The 15,385-nt window shown below is 32.7% G+C and carries 23 protein-coding genes and 1 tRNA gene; 12 read left to right on the top strand and 12 right to left on the bottom strand.

What is annotated here, in order from left to right:
• Window positions 1-30 precede the first annotated feature (30 nt).
• Window positions 31-1,113: a glycerol dehydrogenase gene (locus tag ILYOP_RS05425; protein WP_013387526.1), complete on the bottom strand. Its 1,083-nt coding sequence runs from the start codon at window positions 1,111-1,113 to the stop codon at window positions 31-33.
• Window positions 1,114-1,470: 357 nt separating this feature from the next.
• Here ILYOP_RS05425 and ILYOP_RS05420 point away from each other — a divergent pair, with 357 nt between their 5' ends.
• Complete coding sequence (locus ILYOP_RS05420) at window positions 1,471-1,857, top strand: HAD hydrolase family protein (RefSeq protein ID WP_013387525.1); 387 nt, start codon at window positions 1,471-1,473, stop codon at window positions 1,855-1,857.
• A gap of 46 nt (window positions 1,858-1,903) precedes the next feature.
• Here ILYOP_RS05420 and kdsB read toward each other — a convergent pair whose 3' ends face one another.
• Entirely contained in the window at window positions 1,904-2,641 is a 738-nt protein-coding gene (gene kdsB / locus ILYOP_RS05415; protein WP_013387524.1) for a 3-deoxy-manno-octulosonate cytidylyltransferase, read from the bottom strand.
• Between the two features lie 469 nt (window positions 2,642-3,110).
• Between kdsB and ILYOP_RS05410 the strand changes: the two genes are divergently transcribed.
• The 9 genes from ILYOP_RS05410 (at window position 3,111) to ILYOP_RS15775 (ending at window position 9,424) form a co-directional block, all read left to right on the top strand.
• Window positions 3,111-3,755, top strand: a complete 645-nt coding sequence (locus tag ILYOP_RS05410; protein ID WP_013387523.1) for a hypothetical protein — start codon at window positions 3,111-3,113, stop codon at window positions 3,753-3,755.
• A 50-nt stretch (window positions 3,756-3,805) separates the two neighbouring features.
• Window positions 3,806-4,747: a D-2-hydroxyacid dehydrogenase gene (locus ILYOP_RS05405; RefSeq protein WP_013387522.1), complete on the top strand. Its 942-nt coding sequence runs from the start codon at window positions 3,806-3,808 to the stop codon at window positions 4,745-4,747.
• 29 nt (window positions 4,748-4,776) lie between these two features.
• Window positions 4,777-5,565: a M48 family metallopeptidase gene (locus ILYOP_RS05400; RefSeq protein ID WP_013387521.1), complete on the top strand. Its 789-nt coding sequence runs from the start codon at window positions 4,777-4,779 to the stop codon at window positions 5,563-5,565.
• Between the two features lie 14 nt (window positions 5,566-5,579).
• The gene (locus ILYOP_RS05395; RefSeq protein ID WP_013387520.1) at window positions 5,580-6,197 is read left to right on the top strand and encodes a histidine phosphatase family protein; all 618 of its coding nucleotides are present in this window, start codon (window positions 5,580-5,582) and stop codon (window positions 6,195-6,197) included.
• A 63-nt stretch (window positions 6,198-6,260) separates the two neighbouring features.
• Complete coding sequence (locus tag ILYOP_RS05390; RefSeq protein ID WP_013387519.1) at window positions 6,261-7,172, top strand: nucleoside hydrolase; 912 nt, start codon at window positions 6,261-6,263, stop codon at window positions 7,170-7,172.
• A 52-nt stretch (window positions 7,173-7,224) separates the two neighbouring features.
• Window positions 7,225-7,434, top strand: a complete 210-nt coding sequence (locus tag ILYOP_RS05385) for a glutaredoxin family protein (protein WP_013387518.1) — start codon at window positions 7,225-7,227, stop codon at window positions 7,432-7,434.
• Window positions 7,435-7,516: 82 nt separating this feature from the next.
• A tRNA-Arg gene (locus ILYOP_RS05380) sits at window positions 7,517-7,593 on the top strand.
• Between the two features lie 270 nt (window positions 7,594-7,863).
• A complete protein-coding gene (locus ILYOP_RS05375) occupies window positions 7,864-9,249 on the top strand; it encodes a hypothetical protein (RefSeq protein WP_013387517.1) in 1,386 nt (461 codons plus the stop codon).
• Window position 9,250: 1 nt separating this feature from the next.
• Complete coding sequence (locus ILYOP_RS15775) at window positions 9,251-9,424, top strand: hypothetical protein (RefSeq protein ID WP_013387516.1); 174 nt, start codon at window positions 9,251-9,253, stop codon at window positions 9,422-9,424.
• A gap of 74 nt (window positions 9,425-9,498) precedes the next feature.
• Here ILYOP_RS15775 and ILYOP_RS05370 read toward each other — a convergent pair whose 3' ends face one another.
• From ILYOP_RS05370 to ILYOP_RS15760, 10 genes are all read right to left on the bottom strand, one after another.
• Window positions 9,499-10,908, bottom strand: coding sequence for a recombinase family protein (locus ILYOP_RS05370; protein ID WP_013387515.1), 1,410 nt, complete (start codon window positions 10,906-10,908; stop codon window positions 9,499-9,501).
• Between the two features lie 143 nt (window positions 10,909-11,051).
• On the bottom strand, window positions 11,052-11,252 hold the full coding sequence (locus tag ILYOP_RS05365) for a hypothetical protein (protein ID WP_013387513.1): 201 nt from the start codon (window positions 11,250-11,252) through the stop codon (window positions 11,052-11,054).
• Between the two features lie 83 nt (window positions 11,253-11,335).
• Window positions 11,336-11,509: a hypothetical protein gene (locus ILYOP_RS15975; protein WP_222838842.1), complete on the bottom strand. Its 174-nt coding sequence runs from the start codon at window positions 11,507-11,509 to the stop codon at window positions 11,336-11,338.
• The gene (locus ILYOP_RS15770; RefSeq protein ID WP_013387512.1) at window positions 11,493-11,630 is read right to left on the bottom strand and encodes a hypothetical protein; all 138 of its coding nucleotides are present in this window, start codon (window positions 11,628-11,630) and stop codon (window positions 11,493-11,495) included. The genes ILYOP_RS15975 and ILYOP_RS15770 overlap by 17 nt, the downstream gene beginning before the upstream one ends.
• A gap of 18 nt (window positions 11,631-11,648) precedes the next feature.
• A complete protein-coding gene (locus ILYOP_RS15765; protein ID WP_013387511.1) occupies window positions 11,649-11,789 on the bottom strand; it encodes a hypothetical protein in 141 nt (46 codons plus the stop codon).
• Window positions 11,786-11,956, bottom strand: a complete 171-nt coding sequence (locus tag ILYOP_RS15970; RefSeq protein WP_222838841.1) for an Ogr/Delta-like zinc finger protein — start codon at window positions 11,954-11,956, stop codon at window positions 11,786-11,788. Before ILYOP_RS15970 ends, ILYOP_RS15765 begins: the two co-directional genes overlap by 4 nt.
• Before the next feature lie 115 nt (window positions 11,957-12,071).
• Window positions 12,072-12,302, bottom strand: coding sequence for a hypothetical protein (locus tag ILYOP_RS05355; protein WP_013387510.1), 231 nt, complete (start codon window positions 12,300-12,302; stop codon window positions 12,072-12,074).
• Window positions 12,292-13,248 carry a hypothetical protein gene (locus ILYOP_RS15145; protein WP_013387509.1) on the bottom strand — a complete coding sequence of 319 codons (957 nt, stop codon included), beginning with the start codon at window positions 13,246-13,248 and terminating at the stop codon, window positions 12,292-12,294. The genes ILYOP_RS05355 and ILYOP_RS15145 overlap by 11 nt, the downstream gene beginning before the upstream one ends.
• Complete coding sequence (locus ILYOP_RS05345; protein ID WP_013387508.1) at window positions 13,224-13,709, bottom strand: serine--tRNA ligase; 486 nt, start codon at window positions 13,707-13,709, stop codon at window positions 13,224-13,226. The genes ILYOP_RS15145 and ILYOP_RS05345 overlap by 25 nt, the downstream gene beginning before the upstream one ends.
• A 76-nt stretch (window positions 13,710-13,785) precedes the next feature.
• A complete protein-coding gene (locus tag ILYOP_RS15760; protein WP_013387507.1) occupies window positions 13,786-13,938 on the bottom strand; it encodes a helix-turn-helix domain-containing protein in 153 nt (50 codons plus the stop codon).
• Window positions 13,939-14,079: 141 nt separating this feature from the next.
• Here ILYOP_RS15760 and ILYOP_RS05340 point away from each other — a divergent pair, with 141 nt between their 5' ends.
• Together ILYOP_RS05340 and ILYOP_RS05335 are read left to right on the top strand one after the other, a co-directional pair.
• On the top strand, window positions 14,080-14,760 hold the full coding sequence (locus ILYOP_RS05340) for an XRE family transcriptional regulator (RefSeq protein ID WP_013387506.1): 681 nt from the start codon (window positions 14,080-14,082) through the stop codon (window positions 14,758-14,760).
• Window positions 14,761-14,775: 15 nt separating this feature from the next.
• Window positions 14,776-15,381, top strand: coding sequence for a DUF4433 domain-containing protein (locus ILYOP_RS05335; protein ID WP_013387505.1), 606 nt, complete (start codon window positions 14,776-14,778; stop codon window positions 15,379-15,381).
• Window positions 15,382-15,385 lie beyond the last annotated feature (4 nt).

The following is a 15,385-nucleotide window of genomic DNA, read 5'->3' as shown; positions in this document are numbered from 1 at the left end:
AAACAGCCGGCTTTTAGCCGGCTGTTTTTTTTATCTGTTTTCTTTTCCAATTCTGTCGGCAGTTAAAATAGCTGCAAAAACTTTTTCAGGAGTTACAAGAAAAGGCATATTATGTATTGTTTCACCAGGAGCACAAGAAGCTTTTGCTACTTCCATAATAAGTTTTTCATCTATCTCTTTGACACCCATATCTTCAAGATTTGTAGGAAGTCCGACACTTATACAGAAGTTTAAAACGTCAAAGAATTCTTCTTGGGGAGCGTTTTCAAGAATAAGCTGTACCAAGGTACCAAAGGCAACTTTTTCACCGTGATAAAGATGATGACAGTCTTCTAACAATGTTAGTCCGTTGTGAATTGCGTGAGCAGCTGCTAAACCTCCGCTTTCAAATCCCACACCACTTAGGTAGGTATTTGCTTCAACAACATTTTCTAAGGATTTAGTTGAAACTTTGGACTTGGCAGAATTATATGCCATATATCCCTCAGAGAGAATTGTATCATAACATAGTCTAGCAAGGGTAAGTGCTGCACCAGTCGGAAGACCTCCCCCCATGTTTTTTGCATTGGATTGTGCACAGGATCTAGCTTCAAAATAAGTTGCTAAAGCATCACCCATACCTGAAACAATCAATCTTGCAGGGGCCTTTGAAATAATATCTGTGTCCATGAGAACTATGTTTGGATTATTTGGTAGAAGTAGATATTCATCAAAAACTCCATCCTCTGTATAAAGCACAGAAAGGGCACTGCAGGGAGCATCTGTAGATGCTATTGTAGGTGCTATAATAACAGGAAGCTCAGTATAATAAGCCACAGCTTTTGCTGTATCTAGTGTCTTACCTCCTCCGACACCTATTATAATCTTACTGTTAAAGGTTTCAATTTTTTCTTTTATTCTAGACACTTCTTTTTTTGAGCATTCTCCGTTAAAAAGTTCAAAGTCAACGTCTATTTCCTTATCTGAAAAACTCTTACTGATCTTTTCTTTTGTTAGGTTCATTACAAAATCATCAGCAATAACAAGTGCTTTTTTTCCTGCATGGGAAGCTATATTTTCGATAGCCATACTTCCTTGAATATACTTACCTGGGGACAAAATAATATTTTCCATTTCTTACCTCCTAGTGATTTTTTTAACATTTTTTTTGATATAAACACTTAAATTTTACATTAAAACTTATAATTTTCTCCAAATAACTTATAACATATAAGAGTGTCACAAAAGAGTCAGTTTATTCTATATTTGTACTTATTGAAAAACTGTAAGTGAAGTGATTAAATTATCAAATAATTGTTCTGCTAGATACTAATTTTGATGTGATGTTTATTTTAAAAAGTTTATAATGTATAATTTAATATTAGAGGTAAATTAAGTAAAATTGATATTTTTAGAGAATTCTTATAAATTCAATAATTTAAGAATATTTATAGTCAAAAAATATAGACTAAGAAGAAAGGGTTGATTTGTATGATTATAGCGATAGATTTCGACGGAACGATAGTAGAGAGTGCCTTCCCGAAAATAGGTAAGATCAAGGCAAATGCTGAGAGGGTAATAAAAAGACTTTTTGGCGAAGGACACAAAATAATAATATGGACATGTCGGCCTATAAATAACAAAGGACTGGATGAGATGAAAAAATGGCTCAAGGAAAATGACATTCCCTATCATAAAATTAATGAAAATATTGATGGTATCGGAATGACTACATCTAATAAGGTCTGTGCAGATGTTTATATAGATGATATGGATGTACATTGCATGGAGAAGGGCGTGGACTGGTATCATATAGAGGAAATATTTGAGAATACAGGGGTGTTTAGGCTGAAGTTTCCAAAACCTTCTAGAAGCTGATATAAAGAATCCGACTAAAAGTCGGATTCTTTATATCTTTATATCTTTATATCTTTATATTGTTGTCTCTTATTATTTTTTCAACTTTTGCAAGGTCTTCTGAGGTATCCACTCCGATTACTTTATAGGGAGTATCTAACACTTTTATTTTATAGCCATTTTCTATAACCCGTAATTGTTCTAAAGACTCTGATATTTCAAGATCTGTAGGGATCATTTTGGAGTATTCAATAACAAAGTCTCTTTTATACCCGTATATTCCAACGTGCTTATAGTAGTTTTTCATATCCAAAGTTCTAGGGTAAGGAATAGGACTCCTAGAGAAATAGATGGCAAAGTCCTTGTTGTCAGTTATAACTTTGACGTTATTTGGATTTTCAACCTCTTCATAATTATCAATCTTATGCTTTAAAGTAGCCATAACAAGATCATGATTTTCTCTGAATGGTTCTATAAGTGCATCTATCATAGCACCCTCTATAAGAGGCTCATCACCCTGCACATTGATAATGACATCGTAGTCCTCATATTCTGCAGCCACCTCGGCTATTCTGCTAGTACCGTTTGTATGATCTGGACTAGTCATCACAGCTTCTCCTCCAAAAGATATAACTGCATCAAAAATCCTTTTGTCGTCTGTGGCCACTACGACTTTATCTAAAGAGGATGCTAATGTCCTCTTATATACCCATTCTATCATTGGTTGACCCTCTATACTTATAAGAGGTTTTCCTTCTAGCCTAGTAGACGCATATCTCGCAGGGATAACTCCCAAAAATTTCATATTTAACCTCCCTTTTATTTTGATCAATTAATTATAAATGAATAAATAAATATAAGCAATTTTTTTTAAAAAATATATAATCTTTAGACCAAAGTGTAATTTTATGAGTCAAAAATTTATATTTGTGTTATTTTTTTAAAAAATTTTAATGAAAATAAAGGATATAAAACTCCAATTTGTATAAGGGCTTTATGAATTCATTTAATGATTTTTTTCATGAATGAGTGATAAAATTTTCAGAGGTAAGTCAATAAAATTAATTTTTTTAATTTTAAAAACTGTTTATTTTTTTAAAAAGTCATACCTTGATAAGATCATACATTTAAAGCCCAACAAAAACAGTCGTTTTTTTATTAAAACTTTATTTTTCAGGTTAAAAACATTGCAATTATTTTGCTAGAATGTTATTATTATTAAGTTACAGAAGTGTTTTATTAAGAAAAATTAATTATTGGAAGTGGGGGATGGCATGGACAGAGTAAAATCTAGGGAACTGGCGTTTTTCAATTTACTGAAAAGCCTGATTTCTCCAAATATAAAAAATGAGTCAATAGACTACGTTGTATCTATAGATGATCTTCAGCAGAAGATGCATATGGATCGTCAGATTATATCATCATTTATAAAAAAGCTTCAAGAAGATGGTCTTGTGGATATATTAGAACAAACTGATACAAGGATAAATGTGCACTTTGAAAGGACCCATGAAAAACTTTTGGAATTCATATCTTTAGATGAAGTAGAATCCACTATCATAGATATAAAAGAGTTTATAGGAAGAAATCTGAAATTTTTCAATTTTACAACTTCTGAAGAATACACAAAAAAATATGCTGAAGAAGCACTAAAGGGTATGGAAAAATACGGGGAAAACTTTGACATGACCGACATAATTGAAAAAGGCGTCAATGATGTGTTTAACAAGGAAGAGGTCATGGTAAGGATAAATGAAATTCTTTTTGCAATATGTGAGAATGCAGAGGAAAAAGACCTAAATATTCTAGAAAGTATAATTTACTGCTCCCTCAACCTACCTGTTGTGGAAAATCCATTTTACATAACTTTATTCCTGACAAAACTGTGTTTTGAGATAGAATTTTTGAAAAGAAGTTAAGAGGGGAGATACCCCTCTTTTTTATATTAAATTTATACGGAGGTATGAAAATGAAAATAGTTCTTTTGGATTCAATAACATTGGGAGATGCTGATCTTTCTATAATCGGTAATGAAGGTGAATTCGTCACATATGAAATTACTGATCCTCATCAGGTGGCAGATAGAATAAAAGACGCAGAAGTAGTAATAGCAAACAAGGTATATTTTGGAAAAGAAGAGATGGACTCAGCAGACAAGCTAAAGTTAATAGCAGTAACTGCAACAGGTTACAATAATGTAGATATAGAAGAGGCAAATAAAAGAGGAATAAAAGTAGCCAATGTAAAGGATTATTCCACAGAGTCAGTGGCCCAGTATACAATATCCTGCATGATGAGCCTTATGATGAATCTAAACAGATATGATAAGTCTGTAAAAGCCGGGGAGTGGGGGACTTCTGATATTTTCACCTTGCTAAAATACCCTGTGATGGAGATGAATGGGAAAACCCTAGGAATAGTAGGTTATGGTGCTATAGGAAGACGTGTAGGTGAGATGGCAACGGCTTTAGGGATGAAAGTCGTCGTTGCAAAGAGACCTGGAGCAGTATATAAAGACTCAGACAGATTAGATTTTCATGAGGTGCTAAAAACTGCCGATGTTTTATGCTTACACTGCCCACTTTCAGAAGAAACCAGAAACTTGATTTCTCATAAAGAACTTGATATGATGAAAAGGAAATCCTTTATAATAAATCCTGCCAGAGGGGGCATAATAGATGAAAAAGCCCTAGCTCATGCCCTGGAAAATGAAAAAATAGCAGGAGCTGCACTAGACGTACTAGAAACAGAGCCTCCAAAAGAAGGAAGTCCGTTATTTTCTTTGGATAACGTCTTGATAACTCCGCATATAGCATGGTCAACTATAGAAAGTAGGACCAGGCTTCTAGAGGGGGTAAAAAAGAATATAAAGGATTTTAAGCTAGGAATACTAAAAGGTATAGGGGAATAGCAATTATACCAAATCAAGGAGATGATTTTATGAAAAAATTAGCTTTGCTATTAGTACTCTTCTCTATGCTAGCATGCAGCAGTGCACCTATAACAGGTCGAACTCAGATTTTAATTGTTCCTAAATATGAGGTGTTAGAGCAAAGTAGTCTGCAGTATGAAGAGGTAAAAAAAGAAAGTAAGATTTTGAATAACCAAGATTCTATAAGGGTAAAAAAAGTTGGGAATAAGATAGCAGCAGCGGTGGAGTCATTTTTGAATAGTGACCCTGCATATGCAGGAATGGCAGATGATTATAGCTGGGAATTCAATCTCATAGAATCTGAAGATGTAAATGCATGGTGTATGCCAGGTGGGAAAGTAGCAGTGTATACTGGGATACTGAAATACGCCAAGGATGAAGACAGTCTTGCTGTAATAATGGGACATGAGATAGCTCATGCTGTGGCAGAACACGGGCGTGAAAGAATGAGTCAGGAGCTCATAAAAAATTATGGTGCAGTCACTCTATCATCAGTGTTTAGTCAGAATCCAACTGCAGCTACAAATTTGTTTTCTCAGGCCTATGGTATCAGCAGTGAACTCGTAACTCTGAAATACAGCAGAGATCATGAAAAAGAAGCAGATAAATTAGGTGTAATATTTATGGCTATGGCAGGGTATAATCCAAATACCGCTGTGGATTTTTGGGAGAAAATGGCTGCAGACAAAGAGACAGAGCCCCTTGAATTTTTCAGCACTCACCCAAACAGCGCAACAAGGATACAGCTGATTAAAGAATATATAGTTAGTCCGGAATTTTCAAAATACATAAGATAGGAAGGTAATAACAAATGTTTGAAATATATTTTGTGAGGCACGGGGAGACTGAATGGAACATAAAGGGAATCCTACAGGGAAGCAAAAACTCACATCTTACTGAAAAAGGGAAAGCACAGGCCTATAAACTAAGAGATAAACTTGAGGGAATTCACTTTGAAGGAATATATACAAGTCCCTTACAGAGAGCATATGAAACGGCAGAGATACTGAGAGGTCACAAAGATGAGGCTTTTTATGTAGTTGATGACCTTAGGGAGATGTCTTTTGGAGAAATGGAAGGAATACCAAAGACTGAGTTTAGGTCACTGCAACCAGAAGCCTATAATAATCTTTGGAATGATCCATTGAGTTATAACCCGGAAGCTTTCAAAGGAGAGAGATTTCAGGATGTGGATAAAAGAATAATGGATTTTATGAAAAAACTGGTGGTTAATCATCCTGAAGGCGGTAAATTTCTCGTGGTAAGCCACGGAATGACTCTGAAAATGATATTCAGCCATATATGGAAACATGATCTAGATAAATTCTGGAATGATCCTGTACCTGAAAATACCAGTGTAACTACAGTGAGTTACAAAAATAATGAGTTTAATATAGAAAAATTTTCAGATACGTCACACCTTGATTAAACCGGATCAGATCCGGTTTTTTCATATTTTAAATTTTATGAAAATGATATTTGGGAGGATGGAATGAAAAAAATAATACTAGACTGTGATACAGGTCTAGATGATGCAGTGGCAATAATAAATGCAGTGGCAGATAAGGAAATAAAACTTATGGGAATAACTACTGTGGCTGGGAATGTGAATCTTGAATATACAACGAGAAATACTCTAGATATATTATACAGCATAGGTGAGGAAGGTATAGGGGTCTATAAAGGTGAAAAAAAACCTCTTGCAAGAGAGCTGCATACTGCTGAAGATTTTCACGGAAAAAGTGGTATAGGGGATCTGGTTTTAAAAAGATCACCTGCTGACATTAAAAGTATCCATGCAGCAGAGTATATGGCAAAAACTATATCAGATAATCCAGGAGATATAATAATAGCTGCAGTAGGACCTCTTACAAATGTGGCTCTTCTTCTTACTAAATATCCAGAGATAAAAAAAGATATAAAGGAAATAAATGTAATGGGAGGATCCCTCTGTGGTGGAAACGCCACTCAGTTTGCAGAATTTAATATCTATGCAGACCCTGAGGCAGCAGAGATAGTATTCTCTTCGGAAGTACCCCTTACTATGGTGGGACTAGATGCTACAATGAAGGCCAAGTTTCAAAAAAAAGATTTGGATTTTCTCAGAGAGGAAAAAAACAGCCGGTCTTCTATGACTGTAAAAATATTTGATTCTATGTTTAGGATAAGAGACTCTCAGGGAAAGGATTTTGTGGTTTTTCACGATTCCATAGCACTTATAGCTTCCTTGAAGAATGAACTTTTTACATTTGAAAATCATCCTATAATGATCTCGACTGACAGTAAAACAAGGGGAGAGACAAGAGTCCATGAAAAAGGACAGAAAATAAAGGTAGCAGTGGGATTTGACTCAGAGGGTTTCAAGAATTATATGAAAGATATTTTTGGAAATTCAGAAGGATAAAGAAAATTATATCTAATAATAAATGAATAACAGTGAAAAAAAGGAGGCAACTATGATAAAGGTATATGGAAAAGCTGGATGCTCTAGATGTGAAGAACTAAAAGGACTTCTAGAGGGAAAGAAAACTGAATTTCAGTATATAGAGGATACGAATGAACTAAGAAGGGTGGCTATAAAAGCCAAGATCATGATGGCTCCGATAGTGGAATATGACGGAGGACTCTATACTATGGAGGAGTTTTTGAAGAAATCAGGACTCTAGAAGGTCAGGAAGTAAAAAAGAATGGGGTATAGAGGAGAATTACAGTTGAAATAGTTATGTAAATATGATAATATAATGACGTGCCTCTATAGCTCAATTGGATAGAGCATCTGACTTCGGATCAGAGGGTTGTGGGTTCGATTCCTGCTGGGGGCGCCATGTGTAAACCTCAACTTTTTTTTAAAATATGTTCAAATAATAAAGAGTAAAGAGTCAAGATTTTAAAATTTTGACTCTTTTTTAATAACTACATTAAAAAATCTTTGATATATAATTTTTTAATTAAAAGTGTTGCTCATTATCCGTTAAAAACTTAAAATTAAAAGGAAAGTTTTGATATATAAAGTATCTTATTAATAATAAACTGTTGATTTTACGTTTTAAGTATAGTAAAATTAATTGACTATACATGCAGAAAAGAGGATTTAAATGTTAAATGTTGCTACAATAAATATAGAAAAAATAGAAGACTATGACAATTTTTTTAAAAAAATACCACCTTATTTTAAAAATGATTCATTGTATCACGAAATTATTAATAGAATCGGATTAAATTGTAAAAATATAAAAATTGAATTTCCATTTTTTGATGAAGACTTCATAAGCACTTATAGTAATTATTATTCATTAAAGCATAGAGAAATTAAAAAAAATTGTATAAAACTTCATTTTTTTTTACATAATGAGGAATATGCAGGTTTTATAGTATTAAGACCTTTAGGATTTCATTCTAAAACCCGTACAAAGTTGGATCCGCGTTTATTTAATGACACTAAAAATATTTTTATTATGTCTAATAACTTCAAAGTAAACATTTTAGGTGAAGAGTTATCTGTAAATGCTTTTCCTGCTATTGGTCAGGATACTGAAATTTCTGTCTGTGCCCATGCAGCCTTGTGGACAGTATTAAGATACTTTTCTAGTAAATATAAATATAGAGAAAGACTGATTGCAGACATAGCTTCTCAGGTAGAAGAAATTGGCATACGTAGAACTCCTTTTAGCGGTCTAACTATTTATGATATAGCAAGAGTTTTAGAAAAAAATGAATTTACTCCAATATTGGTGGCTAAAATAAAAGATCAACAGAACTTATTTATTAATGAACTTTATTCTTATATGGAATCTGGTTTGCCTGTTATTGCATCAGTTAATCAAAATCATGCCTTAACCTTAATAGGTCATGGAGAAGTTGATTTAACTTTACTCCGTCAAAGTTCTGAAGATATAATTTTTATTTCAGATTTCATAAATAGTTTTATTGCAATAGATGATAATTATTTGCCTTACAAGCAAATCACTAGAACATTGGATGGGTCAACGAAATATCATAATTTTGATAATATAGACTCTTTTATTGTTCCATTATCGGAAAAGATGTTCTTAACGTCTAAAATTGTTAGAGAAAAAGTTAAAACTTTTTTAAAGCTTGAGCAAAAAGTTTTAAACTTACCTGAAAAAGTGGTAGTAAGAATATTTTTAACATCTAGCTCATCTTACAAAAAGTTTATAAGAAGTAATTCAGAAATAACTAGTGATTTAAAAGACCAAATCTTAAAAGTTGAGATGCCTAAATTTATTTGGGTCACCGAGTTATTCATTCCTGAAAATTACGCTCTTGGAAAAGTTTCAGCGAGTTTAATAATAGACTCAACTGCGGGACAATATGATTTTGAACCTTGGATTTTACTTCATGACAGTGAAAAAGTTATATATTTTGATATAGTTGACGGTACTTTTAAAGGAAAACCAATAAAAAATTTTAATATCTATAAAATGTATATCAGTAATTTGGATGGATTTGGGGAGGGATAGTATGGAATATGATTTGTTTTATGAAAAAAAAGATTGTGATGTTTTTACAATTGGGGAAGTTCTAAGTGAAGAGTATGCGGATGTCTATTTTAATGAAACAGTTGAAAAATTAAAGGAAATGAATGACAAGGAAATGGAAGTTATCAAAGAATTAAAACAAGTATACTTTAGGTGAAACTCAACATGTACTTTTGAAACATACTAAGGATTATTTAATAAAAGACTCAAGATTTTAAATCTTGAGTCTTTTTAAAATTTAATTGTTATATTTTCGAGGTCCTCTATTACAATTTTTCTGATAAGAAGGTTCAATATCTCTTTTAAATCCTGAATGAGATCTTCAGTGATATTTGTAAGAAAAAATCTTAGCATTTCAATATGATCTTCCGTTATTTCTTTTTGCTGCTCTTCCGTTAATAATTCTTCTTTCTTACTGATAATTAATTCTAAGTCTGTTATTTCTTTTTTTAATTCTTTTAATTTTTTTGAAGCCGTGTCTTTTGAAGCCAATCCTTCTATTATTAAAGATAGAATATCCATTTCGATATTTTGTTTTTTCTTTAAAGTTATTTTGTATTCTGTTATTTCATCTATAATATCAGCTAATCTGAATTCATAGTCGTTTATCATATGGAGATGAGGGTGATTTAATATTTCTTCAGAAAGTATATTCTCTAGAACTTTAGCATTATAACGAATCTTACATTTTTCACATCTATAATATTTATGAAGTCTTTTTCCTTTTCTAAATGCATTTCCAGCTAATTTTCCTCCGCAACCGCAAAAAGTCATATTTGTAAAAATATATTGTTCTGTATCTTCTCTGGATTTAACTCTATTTGTTCTTCTGATTTCTTGTATTTTAGAGTATTCTTCTTTGCTTAGGAGTGCCGGGAGAACTGGTGAGTCAGTGGTAAAATATTCTTTTCTTCTTCCTTTGTTGTGGTTTTTATTAAGCTTTCCTTTTTTACCAAAAGTCCTAAGTCCTATTAATTCCGGCATACTAAGCCAACTTGCCAGAGTGACTGCATTTATATTATTTACACTGGCACTTTTGGCAATATTTCTGTATCTTATAACATCTAATAATACTTTTCTGTAGAATCTCCATGTATCTTCATTCTTCACCATAATCTTGCATCGAACTCCGCTAATATCTCCCTTAATGACTTTTAGCCAGGGAAGGACACTGCCACCTAAGTACCTGTTGGTTTTAGCATAATTGTACATATTGTCAGTGACCTTTTTTACTATTTTTGCTTTGTCCTCCTGAGCCCCAATGAGTCTTACCAGGGAAGGCAGACTGTCATAAGTACCGTCTACCTTTACCACACCTTCTAAGGCTGAGATAAGAGTCACACCCAGCTCCTCCAGATAAAATAGATCTCTCATACCGTTCCTGAATTCTCTTGTAAATCTATCGGAATGATAAACAAGAACATATTTTATGGATTGATTGAGTCTAAGATAACTTTTAAGATCTTCAAGACCGATTCTGTTATCTTTATCTCCATGATCTGTATCTGTAAAAGTTTCTATGACCAGATAGTTTTCCTTTTCTGCAAATTTTTCTATATGTTTGTCTTGTTCAACTTTTGAACCTCTAGCATCTTGTTGATTGGTAGAAACCCTTGTATATTTTACAGCAATTTTATTCATACATAATTCCTTTTATTTCTAATTTTTTTCTTAGCTCTTTTATTTTCAAAATTGCCAGTTTCACACTGTCCTTTTTATTTAATTCTGATTTCATTTTATTCACCTCCACTTTTATGAATCAATAACATATTTTAGCTGATTAATTATTGAGATTCAGATGCTATTCTAAGGAGTGTCCTGTCTATTTTTCTGTCCATCATTGACTCTATTTCTTTTCTATTCTTCCGGAAGATATTTTTTAAAACATCTTCGTAATGTGTAACCGTAGTCAGATAGAATCCCTCTACTTTATCAAATAATTTTATTTGATTGCCTGTCAGTAAGAATTGCTTGTCCATGATCATGAGATCACAGATCTCTTCTTTGAGTTCCTTTAGATGTTCTTCTGAAGGGTTATTTATGTATGCCTGGGAAGCAGCTCCAAATTCTAAAACCTCTTCTTTGAACTTTTCTTTTTGGTCGTGAAAACCGTAATGGTTAAATATCTTTTTAATCTTGCTTCCATAGCTACCTCCTGTTTTATAGCTGCTTTATCTTGAATTTTATTTTTAAAAGTCTTTTTAACCATGCCGCTAAATTTTTCATTAAGAAGCTCTCCCATTTTCTATAGCTATAAGTTTGGTAGTAATCTCTTGCTCATTGAATGCTTCAAAAGTATGAATCTTATTAAAAATATTTAAAGTTACCTGTATTTTTCCATTTGGCAGATAATATTTTTTCATAATAACCTCCTTGGCCAATTAATGGCATTCCATTCTCATGAAATATGCGTCGTCTATTTTCCAAAATTCAGTGTTGATAACTTGATTTTCTCTGCTGATTTTTAAAATTTTATCTTCGTAGATTCTAATATCTTTTTCTAAGACTATGAATATTTTCATAAGACCTCTTTCCCATCTATTTTTAGAATGATTTCTTTGACTTCATAATGAGTGATATATCTGGCTCCACACCTTGGACATTTGTAATACCTCTTAAACTTGCCATCATAGGTCGGTTTCGAAGAGTAGTGTCCATTCTTGTGAGAGCACTGAGGGCATTTTTTCATAAAGCAACAACTCGCTTTTGATAATATTTTTGGAACTCCCCATTTTTTAAATACAAACCTGAATTGCATGATATACTCTTAGTTGAATTACTATCTAACATGCTTTGGACGGTAGCTAGATACTGTAATTCTTTATGATTTTGGCAGCAGTTAACCGCTTTATATCTGCAATATTGTATTTGTAGTAATAGAGCTCGTTGAGTGCTGCCTTTACTGTATCTATCCCATATTTGTGTGTAAAAATCTCAAGAAACTCAATATACTCGGATGATTTATATGGCAGGCTGCTTATGGCCCTGGATACATGAATATTTTTTAGAGCTCTAGACAGTTCTCTATGAAACATTGAGATTTCCCTCCTTCATAAGCTCGTTATATTTTTTACAGAGGACATTTCCAAGCTCTCTTTCTACGTATTCGCCTTCAAAACCGATGTCGTTAATCACAAGGCTTCTAAGCCTCTTTATTTCTTTTTCTCCGAGTTTTTCGGACATGAATTTGATTTTATCGTTCCTCTTGATTTCCTTTGGTTTAATGCTTTCGGGCTTAGTATGGTCTCCGTCTCTCAGGATGGCCACCAGGATATCAGGGGTCATACTTTTGTTTTTTAGGTGCATGAATTTCAGGACTTTTTCAACTTGGCTTATATCTCCTTTGGAATATTTTTTTATGTTTTTTATAGAATTCTTATTTAGGTGCTGAATACTAAAGTTTGGAAGGAGATTCTTTAGTTCTTTTTCAAATTCATCAGAAAGAGCGGCAGGCATGCTACTGCTTTTATCTTTTATGGGAGTATTATTAGTAGGAGTATTATGTGCCGACTTTTGAGTCGATTGAGACTCGACTTTTGAGTCAAAACCACCCGACTGAAAAGTCGACTGCGGAGAAATAAGACCCATTTGTTTTTTTATTTTTTCTAAATCAATATCTTCATACTCTGTTTTTTCTATTTCAAATAGAGAATTGAACTTGTCGTCTAAGGAGAAAAAGGTGTAGGTCCCATAAGAAAGGCTTCTATGAAGATGCCGCTTTATAAGGCCAAGTTTTTCATATTTGGACATTCTTCTACCTATAACTTCTTCACTGGATATCTTTAATACTGGCAGGTATGAGATAAGTTTCTGATAATCTACCCAGATGTATCTTTGGCCTTCTATTACTTTTTCTATGATTTTCTTTACTTGGGAAATTTCTTTGAGATAAGTAAGTATGAAAGCATCTTTGATATCCAGGTCATATTCAATTAGTTTTTCCTGCTGGACGTCTGCTATGGTGTATTTTTGTTTTGACATTCAGATACCTCCTTTTTTCTCAAACGGTTCTCTTCGATTGACTTTCTTTCTGTATTGGAGTTTTCATCTCTGAGGTTAATTTCGTATTGGTCAATCAGGTTTAAAATCCAAAGTATCAGTTTGTCATTGAGTTCCTCATAGTGGAGCTCTTGCTCCTTGACTTCTTTGACATCCTTTTGATAAATGGAATTAAACTCATCTTCTTTTTTATCCAGTTTTTCGAGCTCAGATCTCAGATCTTCTAGAGGGACATTTTCCAAGATATGTTTTCTAATTCTAGAAAAGTTTTTTTGCATATCTTCGTTCCATTTATCGAGATTGAACCTCCTTTCTCTTCTCTCATCATCTAAGGAATCGATTACCCTTTCATGTCTAAGATGCTCTCTCAGGGTCATGATTCGAGACTGCATATTCATACTCCTTTCCAGTTCCAATGAGCTGGCCGATTCTAATCTTGCCATTTTAAGCCTCCCCTCTTAAATTAAATGTTTTCTTTAAATTAAAGATATAATTAATTTTGTACACATTTGTGCCTAGTCAGCCCAAAATTTTTTTAATGTCTTCTAAAATTTTAGTGTCCCCTGATTTGATTTTACGGTACATATACTCTCTGGAAATACCAAGTTTTTTAGACAATTCTGCCATAGTTATTCCGTTTTTTATAGTTTTAATTTTAATTTCATTTAACAAATTCTTCACCTCCAAGTTTTGTTTACATTTGTTAACACTAGAATTTTACCTTTTGTAGTCACAAATGTCAACAGTTTTTATTTTGTGGCGTTCACATATGTGACTTTATCTAGTAAAATTTCATATGAAGGGAGAGTGTTTATGTCTGAATTTATTGTAGAAGAAGAAAATAGAAATAAACTGGCATTATACATAAAACAAAATAGAGAAGCTAGAGGAATAGGTTTAAATCAATTGGCCTTAAAAGCCGGATTACAAAAGACAATTCTTTCCAGACTGGAAAGTGGAAAAATTTTAAAGATAAACCCATTTTTTCTAAAACAGCTGGCAAAGGCTCTAGGTAAAGATTATAAGGAGTTATATAGAATAGTAGGGTATTTGGAAAAAGAAGGGGAAATAAAGAGCAATGGAAGAATCGTAGATTTATCAATCTGTGAATTACCTGTATATGGTAAAGCTGCTGCTGGTGACGGGTATATAAATTTAGACAACATCATTTATACCAAAAGGGTCATCGCAAACGGATTTAGCAAAAACTCTTTTTTAGTAGAAGTAGCAGGGGATTCTATGACACCGGAAATTAATGAAGGGGATTTTGCACTTGTAGATCCAATGGAAAATGACTATATTTCCGGGAAAGTATATGTAGTAACCTATGGAGATGAAACTTTAATAAAAAAAATAGAATGTCCAGCAGAAAACATAGTGGTACTTAAAAGTTATAATGCTAAATATCCTGATAAATATATCATGGATGAGCAAATAGAGGGTCTGAAAATAGAGGGGCGAGTACTCAAGGTTATTTCTGAAAAGAGATTTTAGAAAGTGAGGAGAGAGATGAATAGAGTGTATAATTTTTTAAGAGAAAATAATTTTAATTTATTACATATCACAGAATTTGATAATATAAAATCTATTTTGGAGACTGGGGGACTTATATCTTTAAGGAAGTTAGAAGTAGAAAATGTATGTCCTAAATTTATGACAAGTGAAGCTTCAAGGAGTTTGGATCGTTGTAAAGGTTTAGATGCTTATGTCAGACTTGCATATACTACTTGGTATGATATGATACCAACTGCTGTTTTTTATAATAATTTAAAAAATCCAGCAGTAATTATAGTAAACTGTGAATTGTTGAACAAAAAAAGAGATATATTATTTACTACAAAGAATGCTGTTGCAAATGATGCAATCTACTATAAACAAAATGAAATAGGAGATCATATTAATTGGGAAAAGGTTTTTTCTGAAAGAAATTACGACACACAATCTCAAGAATATAAAGATGCTAGGCAAAGTGAAGTAATGGTTCAAGATATAGTTGAAAAGGACTACTTTGTCTGTATATTTGTGGAGACAGGTAGTGATTTAAAAGATTTAAATGGGTATGGAGTGGAAATAAAAGAAGATAATATTAAGAGTATTATAAATAGATTTGGTTAAGGAG

The sequence above is a fragment of the Ilyobacter polytropus DSM 2926 genome, assembly GCF_000165505.1.
Classification (GTDB): Bacteria; Fusobacteriota; Fusobacteriia; order Fusobacteriales; family Fusobacteriaceae; genus Ilyobacter; species Ilyobacter polytropus.
The sequence above is the reverse complement of the archived record's forward strand: the minus strand, read 5'-3'. Positions and strand labels throughout refer to the sequence as shown.

Coding starts and splice junctions, on each gene's coding strand:
- ILYOP_RS05425 (WP_013387526.1), bottom strand. CDS start 1,113: ATGGAAAATATTATTTTGTCCCCAGGTAAGTATATTCAAGGAAGTATG.
- ILYOP_RS05370 (WP_013387515.1), bottom strand. CDS start 10,908: ATGAATAAAATTGCTGTAAAATATACAAGGGTTTCTACCAATCAACAA.
- ILYOP_RS05335 (WP_013387505.1), top strand. CDS start 14,776: ATGAATAGAGTGTATAATTTTTTAAGAGAAAATAATTTTAATTTATTA.
- ILYOP_RS05400 (WP_013387521.1), top strand. CDS start 4,777: ATGAAAAAATTAGCTTTGCTATTAGTACTCTTCTCTATGCTAGCATGC.
- ILYOP_RS05395 (WP_013387520.1), top strand. CDS start 5,580: ATGTTTGAAATATATTTTGTGAGGCACGGGGAGACTGAATGGAACATA.
- ILYOP_RS05375 (WP_013387517.1), top strand. CDS start 7,864: ATGTTAAATGTTGCTACAATAAATATAGAAAAAATAGAAGACTATGAC.
- kdsB (WP_013387524.1), bottom strand. CDS start 2,641: ATGAAATTTTTGGGAGTTATCCCTGCGAGATATGCGTCTACTAGGCTA.
- ILYOP_RS15775 (WP_013387516.1), top strand. CDS start 9,251: ATGGAATATGATTTGTTTTATGAAAAAAAAGATTGTGATGTTTTTACA.
- ILYOP_RS15765 (WP_013387511.1), bottom strand. CDS start 11,789: ATGAAAATATTCATAGTCTTAGAAAAAGATATTAGAATCTACGAAGAT.
- ILYOP_RS05340 (WP_013387506.1), top strand. CDS start 14,080: ATGTCTGAATTTATTGTAGAAGAAGAAAATAGAAATAAACTGGCATTA.
- ILYOP_RS05365 (WP_013387513.1), bottom strand. CDS start 11,252: ATGATCATGGACAAGCAATTCTTACTGACAGGCAATCAAATAAAATTA.
- ILYOP_RS15975 (WP_222838842.1), bottom strand. CDS start 11,509: ATGGGAGAGCTTCTTAATGAAAAATTTAGCGGCATGGTTAAAAAGACT.
- ILYOP_RS05420 (WP_013387525.1), top strand. CDS start 1,471: ATGATTATAGCGATAGATTTCGACGGAACGATAGTAGAGAGTGCCTTC.
- ILYOP_RS05355 (WP_013387510.1), bottom strand. CDS start 12,302: ATGTTTCATAGAGAACTGTCTAGAGCTCTAAAAAATATTCATGTATCC.
- ILYOP_RS15770 (WP_013387512.1), bottom strand. CDS start 11,630: ATGAAAAAATATTATCTGCCAAATGGAAAAATACAGGTAACTTTAAAT.
- ILYOP_RS05410 (WP_013387523.1), top strand. CDS start 3,111: ATGGACAGAGTAAAATCTAGGGAACTGGCGTTTTTCAATTTACTGAAA.
- ILYOP_RS05390 (WP_013387519.1), top strand. CDS start 6,261: ATGAAAAAAATAATACTAGACTGTGATACAGGTCTAGATGATGCAGTG.
- ILYOP_RS15145 (WP_013387509.1), bottom strand. CDS start 13,248: ATGTCAAAACAAAAATACACCATAGCAGACGTCCAGCAGGAAAAACTA.
- ILYOP_RS05385 (WP_013387518.1), top strand. CDS start 7,225: ATGATAAAGGTATATGGAAAAGCTGGATGCTCTAGATGTGAAGAACTA.
- ILYOP_RS05345 (WP_013387508.1), bottom strand. CDS start 13,709: ATGGCAAGATTAGAATCGGCCAGCTCATTGGAACTGGAAAGGAGTATG.
- ILYOP_RS15970 (WP_222838841.1), bottom strand. CDS start 11,956: ATGAAAAAATGCCCTCAGTGCTCTCACAAGAATGGACACTACTCTTCG.
- ILYOP_RS05405 (WP_013387522.1), top strand. CDS start 3,806: ATGAAAATAGTTCTTTTGGATTCAATAACATTGGGAGATGCTGATCTT.